At 44.1% G+C, this 11,936-nt stretch carries 13 protein-coding genes; 9 read left to right on the top strand and 4 right to left on the bottom strand.

Annotated elements, in window-relative coordinates:
* Positions 1-207: 207 nt before the first annotated feature.
* Entirely contained in the window at positions 208-951 is a 744-nt protein-coding gene (locus CH376_RS22500) for a flagellar filament outer layer protein FlaA (protein WP_100784483.1), read from the top strand.
* Here the strand turns inward: CH376_RS22500 and CH376_RS22505 are convergent.
* The gene (locus tag CH376_RS22505) at positions 923-1,540 is read right to left on the bottom strand and encodes an HAD family hydrolase (protein ID WP_100784160.1); all 618 of its coding nucleotides are present in this window, start codon (positions 1,538-1,540) and stop codon (positions 923-925) included. The genes CH376_RS22500 and CH376_RS22505 overlap by 29 nt on opposite strands.
* Before the next feature lie 6 nt (positions 1,541-1,546).
* On the opposite strand from CH376_RS22505, the gene CH376_RS22510 reads away from it, so the two are divergent.
* Positions 1,547-2,803 (top strand): 3-deoxy-D-manno-octulosonic acid transferase, encoded by a 1,257-nt coding sequence (locus CH376_RS22510; protein ID WP_100784159.1) that lies wholly within the window; start codon positions 1,547-1,549, stop codon positions 2,801-2,803.
* Positions 2,781-3,539, top strand: a complete 759-nt coding sequence (locus tag CH376_RS22515; protein WP_100784158.1) for a hypothetical protein — start codon at positions 2,781-2,783, stop codon at positions 3,537-3,539. Before CH376_RS22510 ends, CH376_RS22515 begins: the two co-directional genes overlap by 23 nt.
* A gap of 148 nt (positions 3,540-3,687) precedes the next feature.
* Here the strand turns inward: CH376_RS22515 and CH376_RS22520 are convergent, their stop codons facing one another.
* The gene (locus CH376_RS22520; protein ID WP_243394665.1) at positions 3,688-4,662 is read right to left on the bottom strand and encodes an SRPBCC family protein; all 975 of its coding nucleotides are present in this window, start codon (positions 4,660-4,662) and stop codon (positions 3,688-3,690) included.
* Between the two features lie 204 nt (positions 4,663-4,866).
* Here CH376_RS22520 and CH376_RS22525 point away from each other — a divergent pair, with 204 nt between their 5' ends.
* The gene (locus CH376_RS22525) at positions 4,867-5,397 is read left to right on the top strand and encodes a DUF1564 domain-containing protein (protein ID WP_100784156.1); all 531 of its coding nucleotides are present in this window, start codon (positions 4,867-4,869) and stop codon (positions 5,395-5,397) included.
* A gap of 62 nt (positions 5,398-5,459) precedes the next feature.
* Here CH376_RS22525 and CH376_RS22530 read toward each other — a convergent pair whose 3' ends face one another.
* Together CH376_RS22530 and CH376_RS22540 are read right to left on the bottom strand one after the other, a co-directional pair.
* Complete coding sequence (locus CH376_RS22530; RefSeq protein WP_100784155.1) at positions 5,460-5,798, bottom strand: hypothetical protein; 339 nt, start codon at positions 5,796-5,798, stop codon at positions 5,460-5,462.
* 361 nt (positions 5,799-6,159) lie between these two features.
* Positions 6,160-8,274 carry a sodium-translocating pyrophosphatase gene (locus CH376_RS22540; protein WP_100784153.1) on the bottom strand — a complete coding sequence of 705 codons (2,115 nt, stop codon included), beginning with the start codon at positions 8,272-8,274 and terminating at the stop codon, positions 6,160-6,162.
* 12 nt (positions 8,275-8,286) lie between these two features.
* Between CH376_RS22540 and CH376_RS22545 the strand changes: the two genes are divergently transcribed.
* From CH376_RS22545 to CH376_RS22570, 5 genes are all read left to right on the top strand, one after another.
* On the top strand, positions 8,287-9,507 hold the full coding sequence (locus tag CH376_RS22545; RefSeq protein ID WP_100784152.1) for a tetratricopeptide repeat protein: 1,221 nt from the start codon (positions 8,287-8,289) through the stop codon (positions 9,505-9,507).
* 698 nt (positions 9,508-10,205) lie between these two features.
* A complete protein-coding gene (lsa14, locus tag CH376_RS22555; protein WP_100784150.1) occupies positions 10,206-10,652 on the top strand; it encodes an adhesin Lsa14 in 447 nt (148 codons plus the stop codon).
* 16 nt (positions 10,653-10,668) lie between these two features.
* Positions 10,669-10,992 (top strand): TRL-like family protein, encoded by a 324-nt coding sequence (locus tag CH376_RS22560; RefSeq protein ID WP_100784149.1) that lies wholly within the window; start codon positions 10,669-10,671, stop codon positions 10,990-10,992.
* Positions 10,993-10,996: 4 nt separating this feature from the next.
* On the top strand, positions 10,997-11,335 hold the full coding sequence (locus tag CH376_RS22565; protein ID WP_100784148.1) for a TRL domain-containing protein: 339 nt from the start codon (positions 10,997-10,999) through the stop codon (positions 11,333-11,335).
* A 229-nt stretch (positions 11,336-11,564) separates the two neighbouring features.
* A complete protein-coding gene (locus CH376_RS22570) occupies positions 11,565-11,897 on the top strand; it encodes a hypothetical protein (RefSeq protein WP_100784147.1) in 333 nt (110 codons plus the stop codon).
* Positions 11,898-11,936 lie beyond the last annotated feature (39 nt).

Genomic DNA, 11,936 nt, shown 5'->3' on the forward strand with positions numbered 1-11,936 from the left:
TCTTCCCGAAAGAGATAACTGTAGAGGATCAAGGATCCTAAGAGTAAAACTAGAATTCCGGAAAGTAAGATTTTCAACTGGTCTCGTCTCATGGGCATACCTTTTTAGAATATCGGTTTTTTCCTCCGAAAAGGGAAGGGAAAACGGGATAAGTGTCTCTTTTTAAGTCCCGTTTTCACCGAATAGAATCCTGTGAAACTCCGTTTTATCATTCTCGTCCCATTCTTCTTTTTTATCTGGAACCTTTTCGGAAAACTTTCGGATCTTTCCGCGGCTCCCGTCAAAAGGGACGAGGACGAAATCAGCCGGGTTCTGATCTTGGAAAAGATACTCTCGGACTGGAAGCAATACAATCTTTTTCTTGTGGATTCTTTCGACGGGGAAAGGCCTTGGGAAATTTACAGAGGAGTTTCTTTTTTAAACGAGGTCCGGTTCAATTCTCAAATTCCTTCCAATTCCGCGTTCGTAAAAGAAAGAGAATTGTATCCGACGCTCAATTCCGCCAACGACTACCGTTCGATGATGGTGCAGACTTTTTTTGAAAATCCGAAACACGCGCATCTGGAGATCCGCCCGAAGGAAAAGATCCGTCTTCCGATCGGAGCTCCGACCAGGATTTTTTTCTGGATGTACGCTTCGTCCCAGAATGCAAAGATAGAATTGGTCCTCCATCAATACAGGTCCAAAGAAATCGTGATCGAACTGAGCGATTTGAGTTTTGACGGTTGGAAAAGAATCGAAAAAAAATTGGAGATCCCCGCGAGGAACGCAAAGCTCAATTCCAGCCTGCGTTATCCTTTCGAGATCGCGGCGATTCGACTGATCCCCGGTCCGTTTCAAAAAAAGGGAGACTTCGTTTTTTACTTGGATCGGATGGGCCTTCTCGTGGACACAAGAGACGAAGCCTATCCCGGCGCGGAGATCAAAGATAATTGGGGTACTGGTTTTTAAAAAATTCTCCGAGCTCGGAAGGATTTTTAGAACTGAACCGAAAGGTATCCCAACCGACGTATCCGGCGGCTTCCACGTTAGTCGCGTTGTCGTCTATCAGAACGTAACGCATATCTGGATAATCCGTTTGGATCCATTGAAAGTATTCCTCGGCGGGTTTTCTCGTTCCGAGTTCGCAGGAAAAATAGAGTTGATCGAATTGGGAAAAAACATCCTGCATTTCAGGAAATTTTTCGAGCTCCTTGTACCAGATGGAATAATTGCTCGCGAGGACGAGTTTGTTTCCGTTCGCTTTTAGGAGTTTTACGATCCCGACGCTTTCCTGGATGAGACGTACTTTTTGAAACATCAGTTCCTTGATCCTGCGCGGATCCGGAAGATCCGAATTTCTAAATTCGGGAAGATAAAATCTTTCGAAAAATTCCTCCTCTTCGATATGTCCTTTTTCGAATTCGATAAAGGCGTTTCTTTCTCTTCCCTGAATGAATTTTTCTCTCGATTCGCTGGGAAGTATTTTATAAAGTGCAGAATGAAAGGGATCCTTGATCAAGGTATCCATCAGATCAAAAGCAAATAGAACTCCGCTCATAAACCAATGATTTTTCTCTATCAAATCCTGACGATCCTTCTTCGTATCTTTATCGTGCCCCTTTGCTTCTTATTTCCTGCGGGAAGAATTTTTTTCCAAAAACGCAAATACGATCAAAGAAGAATTCTTTCCAAACCATTTGATTCTTCCGGAAAAAAAACCGTCTGGCTTCACGCCGCTTCCGTGGGAGAATTGGATCAGTGCCGCGCACTGGCTTTGGAGTTTCGAAAAAAAGAGCCTTCCACTTTTTTACTTCAATCCGTTTTTTCGGAGAGCGTTAGAGATTCTCAACTCGAAGCGTTTCCCGCCGATGAAACCTTTCGTCTTCCGATCGACACCCCTTTCGGTTACGACTGGATTTTCAAACACTTCCGTCCCAAGGTTCTCGTTTTGATGGCTTGGGACACTTGGCCGAATCTGATCGTCTCCGCAAAACGATTCGGAACAAAAGTGATTTTGGGATCCGCAGTGATCGGAAGCCGCAAAAAGGGAATTTTAGGAATGTTGACAAAATCCGTTTTCCGGAATCTAAGCGGAATTTATCCTTCGCACGAAAGTTTTTACGAAACGTTTCGATCTCTCGCGCCGGAAAAAATTCCGGTAAAAGTTTTAGGCGACACTCGGTTCGATTCGGTCTTAAAAAAAATCGAGGATAACAAAAAGGAGTTTGTAAAACCTAAGAATTATCCATATTCAAAAATTATACTATTTGCATCTACTTACGAACCCTGTGAGGAACTTTTTGTCTCCTTTTTCAAACTCGCCGGGGAAAAACAGCCGGATTTGTTAAACGAATTCGCGTTCTGGATTTTTCCCCACAAAACTTCTCCGGAGAGAATCCGGTCCATCGAACACAGACTTCAGGACGCAAAGATGGAATACCAGACTTGGACCTCCACTCCGTATGAAAGGATGAGCGCTCAAACGATCGTCTTCGACGTTTTGGGAATTCTTGCGTTCGCGTATCAGGCCGTAGACTTTGCATACGTCGGAGGTGCGCTTCACAACCGGGTCCACAACGTTTTAGAACCGGCGACGTTCGGTCTTCCTCTGATGACGGGGCCAAAAATTTCGAATTCTCCGGAGGCGACGATCCTGAAAAACACGGGAGGCCTGTTTGTAGTGAACAAACCGGAGGATATATTAAGAATTTTGAATTTTCCCGCCGACAAAATCGAGAAGATCCGAAAACAAAACTCCGAATTTGTATCCCACGGTCGGGGAGCGGCGGAAAGATTGTATGAAGAGATTTGTAAGTTATAAGTCCCGAACCCGCTTCTTTCAAATCCGCGTTTCGATTCTTTTTTGTGTCGGATTTCTGATAGGATCCGGGAAGTTATATTCCGTCGAAAATATCTCTCGAGTGAGAATTCTTTCCGCAGATTCCGCGGTCTTTGTCAAAGAACCGGATTCTCATTTTTATATTCAAAAAGCCGTCAAGAAGGAGGACTTGAAGGGTCATCCTCATATTCCCGGTTCTTCTTTTTTCGAATTTTTAAACATTCTCAATCCGATAAGATGGTTCGATCGGGAGATCGGCGAAGACGCGTTCGATATTCTTTTAGAAAACGTTTCCGTTTTGGACGAAAACGAGAATAAGAAAAAAATCGATTTCGTATTAATCAGGCACGTTAAGCGCGGTTCAAAACCGAACTGGGCTTCCGATCAAGGATTCGACGGTTTTCCAAATCTTAAAAAGTTCGCGGTCGACCGGCCGAAATTCGAATCGGAGGGTTCGGAGATTCCGATCAAAATTACGCTCTGGTATTCGGACATTCCCGTTTTGCTTTCGAAGTTGAGCAAAGAAAGAACCGATTCCAACCGAGCGGTTTATATAGGCCATGTGCATATCGACGGACAAAACCCAAGAACGAATGATGGACGGCCCGGTGTTTGGACGAATTTCGGTCGGTTTGGCGTTTTTTTCGGGGCGAATTATCGGGGAAGCAAACTCGTTGATTCGGATCCGGCCTGTATTTCCAAAGATCACGGTAGGTAAAATCGTCAAATTCTAACTTGTGTGAGTTCCTACGGATTACGTCCCCTGCGGCATTTCAAGTCGTCCCGTGAGATTTCAAAAAACGTATGAGTTCCCACACTTTTTTTAGTCTTAGAAAAAGATCTACATCGTTTTCGGCCAAACCGTTCTACGAATTCTCCATTCTCTTTTTCAAAATTCTTAAAATCGTATTTTGAATGTCTCTCATCAAAAAATCCCCCCAGAGAGAGGCGTAAAAATTGAAATGCGTAGAAAGACGATATTTGCTTCTGAGATGTAAGACCACGTTTTGTTTCTCCGTAGGATCGGCGTTTTGAAGATATTCGAGCTCGTATTCTCCCTGAAGCGCGTCGAAGTAAGGCCCGCCCGGAACGACATGTGTGTCTAACGTTGTGAGCGGGGTGAGATTCGGATCCGCTTTGATTTCGAACTTCAATCGGCGGAGAGGTTTCCATTCCGTAATCGTCTCATAAAATAAAAGTCCCTTTTCGAATTTTGCCTCTCGAATTCCGCCGACCCCGTCGCGAGAGAGCGTCGCTTCAAGCGGTCTCGGAAATCCCATCGTATAAAAAAATCCATGCTCTGTTTTTTCGAGTTCGGGAATGCGGATGATGTTCTTCCAGATTTTTTCCGGAGTCGCTTCGATTCGAATCGACGTTTCTACAAAACGGATTTCATTCGGAAGATCCCAGTGTGATTCTAAATATCCGGAAACGAGTGGCAGGGAAAGGATGCCTAACGCACCGAGAAGGTTCATCCGGTTTTTCGGAAAGATATAGAACCAGATTCCGACCGCGATCCCGCCTACACTCGACAGGACGAGATAGATCGGAAGACCCATGATCAGACAAATCATTCCTTCCCAGTTTACGAGAAAGGATAAGAACATCGAAATCGTCGTGGGCAACCAAGGAAAAAAGATATGAAAGAATATAGAGCGCGTTTTTTCCCTTTCAGCCCAATAAACGCTGATCAGACCGATCAAAAAAGGAAGAATAAAAACTCCTCCGTATGCCATCGTAATCCCTAAATTTTTGAAGGATTCGATTCTGATCAAATACTGGACGGTAGTCGCGTAGAGTACGGAAAAAAGAGCGGGTGCCGCTAAGGATCTGAGTTTCATACGGATGAAATAGAATTACTTCGGCCGATTTGCAAGTGAGAAAGTGGAGCGGAACCATTTGAAAGATCAGATTTCCATTGCGATTCTTCAGGATCCTTATTTTGAATCGATTTACTAAGAGTTCGTTTTTTCTCGGGATTTATTTTTTTAGATTTTTTTTCATTTTTGGAATCCGTTTCGCGACTAAGAAGAACCGTTCCGGGTATGGACATTCTTTTACTTTCTTCCGAAAAGAAGATTCTCTCCGCTTTGAATGAAGGCGAGGTCGGCACGGATTCTCTTTTAATTCCGTTCAGTTATTGGAATCGTTTAGACAAGATTCAAAAAAAGGCGCTTTCCCGGAAACTTCCCCTTCTTTTGATCCGTTATGCGAAATACGTAGCTTCCCTGGATCGTCTTCACTGGAAAGCCGGTAAGATCAAATACAATTGGGGAGTCGGAGATCTCAAGAAGATGACGATTCATGTGCCTTCGGGAGTTTGGGCGGTCTTGGGGGCTTTGGCGGCCGCTCACGGTGTTTCGCGGTGTTTTCTTTTTAACTATCTCCTTTGGTTGGAAGACGTCGGAGTCGGGGATTCCATCGTCGATACGATGAACCGAGGAGTTCCTCAGTTCCATACCGTTTACCAAATGATATGGACCTTAGATATACGGAAAAATCAAATCTCCCGTGCCTTACACTTCGAACCCGACCCGATCACGAGTGAATTTCTCCCCGACCCCTTTCCAGACTGATCTCAAAAATCTACGAAAAAATATTTCCAACGACAAAGCGCAGCCAAAACAGGATCGAGAATTCACTTAACAGAGTAATATTCCGCGTTGAAATCGGAAATCTCTTTCTCGGTGACGTCGTAATCGACCAAATTCTCCCGATCCGAAGTAACGATGATCTTAAATCGATTCGGTTCAAAGTAACCGACCCCGGAGGCAGAGGCGTCTCTAACGACCAGTCCTTTCGGCAATTTGAACAACCTTTCTTTACCATCGAATTTCCCGACTACCAGATCTTTTTTCAAAATTCCGAGTTCCCCGTTCTGTTTCTCGGGATATCCATCCAGCAAAGTATAAATCCCTTTAAGGATAAAAAGAATATTAAGAAATACTGAAATAATAAAAAGACCGTTCTTAATCATAGATTCTCCATATTTATCTTTTCTTGATAAGCTCGAAAGAAATCGCCGCAATCGTTTTTTCAAAAAGGCCGCGTGAGCGATCGACGCGGAGTCAAGTTATTGCTCTCGAAATTCAAAACGATTCTCTCCCGCTTCATCCAATAACTTGACTGAAGCGGAGAGCGCGACTCCGCACACTCGAAAGGAAAGAATTTTGCGGAGGCACGCCCGAAAAAGTTTTTAGAAAAAAATAAACCGTTCTTTCCTCTACAATCATAGGAACTTTGACCCGATTCGATTCCGATCTCCAAAAAAGGAAAGCCCTTCCCGCATTTTTGCGAAAAGGGCTTCTTTCAAATTTAGAATCGAATTCTAAATTTTATTATTGAAAGAATCTCAAAACCAATCCGCCGTGCTGAACAAAAAATTCAGCAAAGACGAGGCTTGTGATCGCCATCAATTTAATAAGAATGTTGATCGAAGGTCCGGACGTATCCTTGAACGGATCTCCAACGGTATCGCCGACGACAGCCGCTTTGTGTTGGTCGGAGCCTTTTCCGCCCGCTTTTTTCTCGATGTATTTCTTTGCGTTGTCCCATCCTCCGCCGGAATTCGCCGCGGAGATCGCAAGAACCACACCGGCAACAAGAGCCCCCGCAAGAACTCCCGCGAGCGACTTCACTCCGAAAAGATATCCTACAACGATCGGGGTTACGAGAACGAGCAATCCAGGAAGAATCATCTCTCTCAGTGCCGCAGTCGTAGAAATATCCACACAACGTTTGTAGTCCGGCTTGTTCTTCCCTTCCATAATTCCGGGAATTTCACGGAACTGTTTGCGGACTTCTTCCACCATGTCCACGGCGGCTTTTCCTACGGACTTCATCGTCATCGCAGTGAATAGAAACGGCAACATCGCTCCGAACATCAATCCCCCGAATACTTCCGGGTTTAGAATTTCCAAACTAGTCGTGTGAGTTCTCGTGATAAACGCCGCAAAAAGCGCGAGAGAAGTCAGAGCCGCGGAACCGATCGCAAACCCTTTTCCGATCGCCGCAGTGGTATTTCCCGCCGCGTCCAAGTTGTCAGTTCTGTCTCGGACTTCCTTTCCGAGCTCCGCCATTTCCGCAATCCCGCCCGCGTTATCCGAAACAGGACCGTAAGCGTCGATTGTAAGACCGATCGCGATCGTGGAGATCATCCCGAGAGCCGCAATCGCGATTCCATACATTCCCGCGAGAATGTTCGCGGTTACGATGGTGATTACGAGAAGAATCACAGGAATCACGGAAGAATGATATCCGAGCGAAAGTCCGTAGATGATGTTCGTAGCGGCCCCGGTATTGGACGCTTCCGCCACTTCTCTTACGGGTTTATAAGAATGAGAAGTATAATACTCGGTCACGATTCCGATAAACATTCCGGAAAAAAGACCCACAACCATGGAAATATAAACGTCCCATTTTGTGATGTTCTTCCCGGCGATTTCAAAAGAATCCACCATGAACGTGTTCGTCACGAAATACATAATTCCTGCAACGAGAAGTGTGGAAACCCAGAGCTGAACTTTGAGAGCGGATTCTACGTTTCCGCCTTCTTTGACTCTTGCGAGAAAGCTCGTCAAAAGAGAAGCGGGGATTCCGAAAGCGGAAATGAGAAGTGGATACAAAAGAGCGTCCACCGATCCGGAAAGAGCCGAAGCCGTCGCTCCGATCACAAGGGCCGCGCAAGTCGCTTCCGCGCAGGAACCGAAAAGATCGGCTCCCATTCCGGCGACGTCACCTACGTTGTCTCCCACGTTATCCGCAATCGTCGCGGGGTTTCTCGGATCATCCTCAGGAATTCCCTTCTCCACCTTTCCAACCAAATCCGCTCCGACGTCCGCGGCTTTCGTATAAATCCCGCCGCCGACACGACCGAAAAGGGCCACTGCGGAGCCGCCCAAACCGAAACCGGCCAGAGATTCCATGAGGAAGTGTTTTTCCACTCCGGGATGCATTCCCGTAAAAATCAGAAAAAGAACGATCATCCCGAGAATCGCAAGACCCACAAGACCGAATCCCATCACGGCTCCGGAATCAAAAGCGACCCGGAAGGCTTTGGAAAGGGAAGTCTTTGCCGCTTCAGCGGTTCTTACGTTGCCCGCGGTTGCGATCTTCATTCCGATAAAACCGCAGAGACAGGAAATCACGGCTCCAGAAACGAACGCGATCGCTGTGTGAATTCCGTCATTGAACCCTTCCGAACCGGGATTGTCCAAAAGAAGAACGATCAGGACCGCCATGAAGGCGATAAAAACGGAAATGACCTTGTATTCCCGAACCAGGAAGGCCATGGCTCCTTCGGAGATGGCGGATGATATTTCGATGAGTTTTTGAGTCTCTTTATCGTTACTACCCTGAGCGCCGACTTTGATGCCGATCACTTTGAAGGTGTAGACTACTGCAGTAACGATCGCCAAAATAGACATGGCGATAATAATCGTAACTGAATTCATTCAGTGAACCTCTTGTTTTTTTTCAATGTTCCGATGTTTAAAAAGATGGGAAGAATTCTACCTGACAGAGCGCCTAGGAAACTGCTATCCACATGGTTCTTTTTTTTACTTTGCACAGGTTATTCAACGCTACATGGGAATTCAACCTTTTCTTACGGAGAGTTGCTCAGGCAGGCTCAGGAAGAATTGGGACGCCTCCGCTACGACGAAGCGCTCCAAAAATTGGAAATCGCGGACTCTTTAGGAACCAAAAGAACCGCTGCCTACTACGAAATCGAAGGAAGGGCTTGGATCGGAAAAGGCGACTTAACGACCGCCTTGGAAAGTTTTGAAAAGAGCATTCAGATCGAGCCGGCAAACCTTCCCCTCTTACAAGAGATGATCTCCGGGTTCGAAGAATTAAAAAAACCGGACAAGGCGTTTCGATTTACGAGGCTCAGCCTGACTCAAAAACCGGAACATCCGGAATTCCGTTACAAGGCCCTTGTCCTGAGCTCGAGACTCGGAAACTTAAATTATTACAGAGAAACACTTCTTTGGATTCAAAAAAACAATCCTTACAAAGAAGACCGCGCGGCGATCGAGGCGGAGGTCACCGGCTCCAACGAAGCGGGAAAAATCGACGAGTCCATCGCAAAGTGTAAAAAGTATCTTCTCTATTTTCCGGAAAATTCATTTTTACACCGGATTCTTCTTTTGTCCTTAAAGAAAAAACAATCCGCGCTTTTGGAACAGGCCCTTCTTGATCGAGCCGCCATATTTAGAAACGAACCGATCTACGCCTACGAATCCGGACTCGAATTCTTACAGAACAAGAGATATAACGACGCTTTGGCGATGTCGCGAAGGGCGTTTTATCTGAGTCTCAAAAAGGAAGGAAAAGCGGGAAAAGAGATTCTCTATCCTCTTCATCGAATTTACAGACAAAGAGGAAGCGTCTCCGACGTTCAGGCGATCGAAATTCTCCAGGAAATCGTAGAATCCAACCGACCTCTCGACGAGGATTTTTTGGACGCAAAACTCAAACAGACTGGATTCAACAGAGAACTCCTTCTATGCGCACTTTTTTATATTCAAAAAAACGAAACTTCCACTTCCGTGCGCAGAGGTCAAGAATGGAAAAGCCTTTTCGGAAAAATTAGAAAACAAAAAGAAGAAGACGACATATCCCTCGTCATATCTCCGTTTTCTTTTGATCCGGAAGAATCGGAGATGCTTTCCGAAAAAAACTAAAGTAAAATCGGAATGAGGACGCGCAAAATCATCTTTCATTCTTTCTTACACCTTTTGCAAATTACGTTTCGTGTCCGAATGAGAAAACTTTTTTTCAGATAGGGCAAAATATCCGGGACGAATCGACCGGGCAAACCATGTGAATACGAAATCGGCATGAGAAGGAAGGATTCATGATATCCACGGTTTGATCGACCTCGAGGCGCGGGCGCGGATTCGGCGGCCAAATCGAAAGGGATCTCAAAAATCGCTCCGGCCGATTGCGGCCCGCTTTCGTTTCCTATGTTCGGTCGCAATCAAAACCGCTTGGCATTTTGGGAAGAATAAGACAACTAAAAAAACGTTGTATGACACTTCGAATATGGCTTTTACGTTAATCGGAAATTCTTCCTTCAAGGGATCTTTTCAATCAAGACTCTAAAAAAATTATTTCTTTTTGGCTCACTCTGAAACAAGGAAGTATATACTTATCGCATATTAGAATTCAATTATCTTTTTCTAATTAGCTGAAACCAAACAACGTTTCAATTCAACGAATCTATTTTTTTTACTGAAAGTTTTAAAAAGAACTACAAAAAATCACAAACTTTGACCTAAATAACTTTACAAATATATGAATTCTCTTTAACGTGCCGTATTTAGGAAATAGAGTAATTCAATTTCCTAAAAATTCTTATAAAACTTTCCAGGAGAAAATAATGAGACTCAAATCCCTGCTCGCGATTTGTTTCGTAGCAATCTGGGCCTGTAACTGTACAGGATTCAATTATATTGCTATGGTGTATAAAGGTGCAAACACCAATCCTACTAAAGAATACGCAAATCCGGCGTCTGTAATTGGCTCAGGCGGTCTTCTTGTACATAACGGGTCCATACCGGGACCTATCGGTCACAATGCGGAAAACGGCGACACAATGGGAACTGCTTGTTCTAAAAGCATTCTAGGTTTAGTTGCTTTCGGAGATTCCTCGATCGAAGCTGCGAAAACCCAATCCAAAATTACAAAGGTTTCTCACATTGAATATGAGCAATTCGCAATTTTAGGCGTTGTCTATCATAGCTTTTGCACAGTAGTTTACGGATCTACCACGGCTATTTCCGCTACGGGCGCGGACGCAAAGTCAGCTACCGGAAAGAAAAAATAAGAAGGATATTAAGAACATGAAAAAAAATATAATCATTTCCTTTGTTATTATGGGCCTTTTTGCTCTTTTATCGAATTGCTCAACGGGACCTGTCAACGGCGCTCTTTTTACTAATGTGACTTTCCCAGGAGAAATCAATACATCCAATAGCGTACAGTCGCTGAAAAAAGGCGAAGGTTGCGTGCACAGTATATTACATCTCGTTACTTTTGGAAAAGCTTCCGCTGGTAAAATAGCATTAGAAAATAAAATTTCAAGAATCGCAACGATTGACCATTCTACTGTATCCGTAATTGGAGCACTGTATAAAAATTATTGCACAATCGTAAGCGGGGAGTAATTAAATGAAAAAAATCATAATTTCAATTTCGATCTTTATAGTTGCGATGACGGCTTCAAACTGTGCATCTTCCCTTTACCCAACCTATCTTTTCCATAATGAAGAATACCACGTTTCTGGAAATAGCATCGCGGGTCCTGGAGATGCAAAAATTCTAAAACAAGGAAGATCTTGCAATGTATATTCGATTTTTTCTGCTTTGTTTTATGCAGGCGGAGAAGGTAGTGTTGCAGAAGCGATGAAAGACGGAAACATTACAAAAGTGGCTGTTATTGACAAAAGCTCTGAAGGATTCTTAGCTTATCTCTATAGCAAAGAATGCGTAATCGTTTACGGCGAATGATTTTCTGAATCTGAAATAGCCGAGTATAAAATCGGTTATCTCATTTTGTTTGACTGGAAGATTTTATATCTTCCAGTCAAACTTCCTCAAACTTTCAATTCTTTTGCACTTGCATATTATCTTCAAAAGACTTCGATTTGCTTTTCTCCGAAGACATTCAAGCCGCTTTTCAAAAAAATCTTTACGAACTTCATACGAATTTGCAATCTACGATAATAGCTTATAGTACATGTATAACGTTGTTCTCATTTTTCTTTTAGTTCTTTTTCATTTCGGAAATTGCAGCTCCGATCCGATCGTTTTGCAACCCACGTTAACCGGAACGGAAAAAAATCTGGGTTCGGTGAGAGGACAAGCCTGCGGCTTTCTCGGAATTTTAAGTCCGGAATATTACTTCTTCCCCATCGGTCAAAATACGAAAATGGAAAGGGCTTACAAAGAAGCGCTCCGCCAAAGACCGGGAAGCAAAGCGATCAAGAACATTACGATTGAAGAATATTGGTTTTGGGCGGTCCTCGGAGTAACCCAGTGCGTGACCCTCACCGGAGAAGCTATACAATGAATTTTAGAATTCGGATTTTTTTTCTGATTCTCGTTTCTC

The sequence above is a fragment of the Leptospira adleri genome (assembly GCF_002811985.1).
GTDB classification, from domain to species: domain Bacteria; phylum Spirochaetota; class Leptospiria; order Leptospirales; family Leptospiraceae; genus Leptospira; species Leptospira adleri.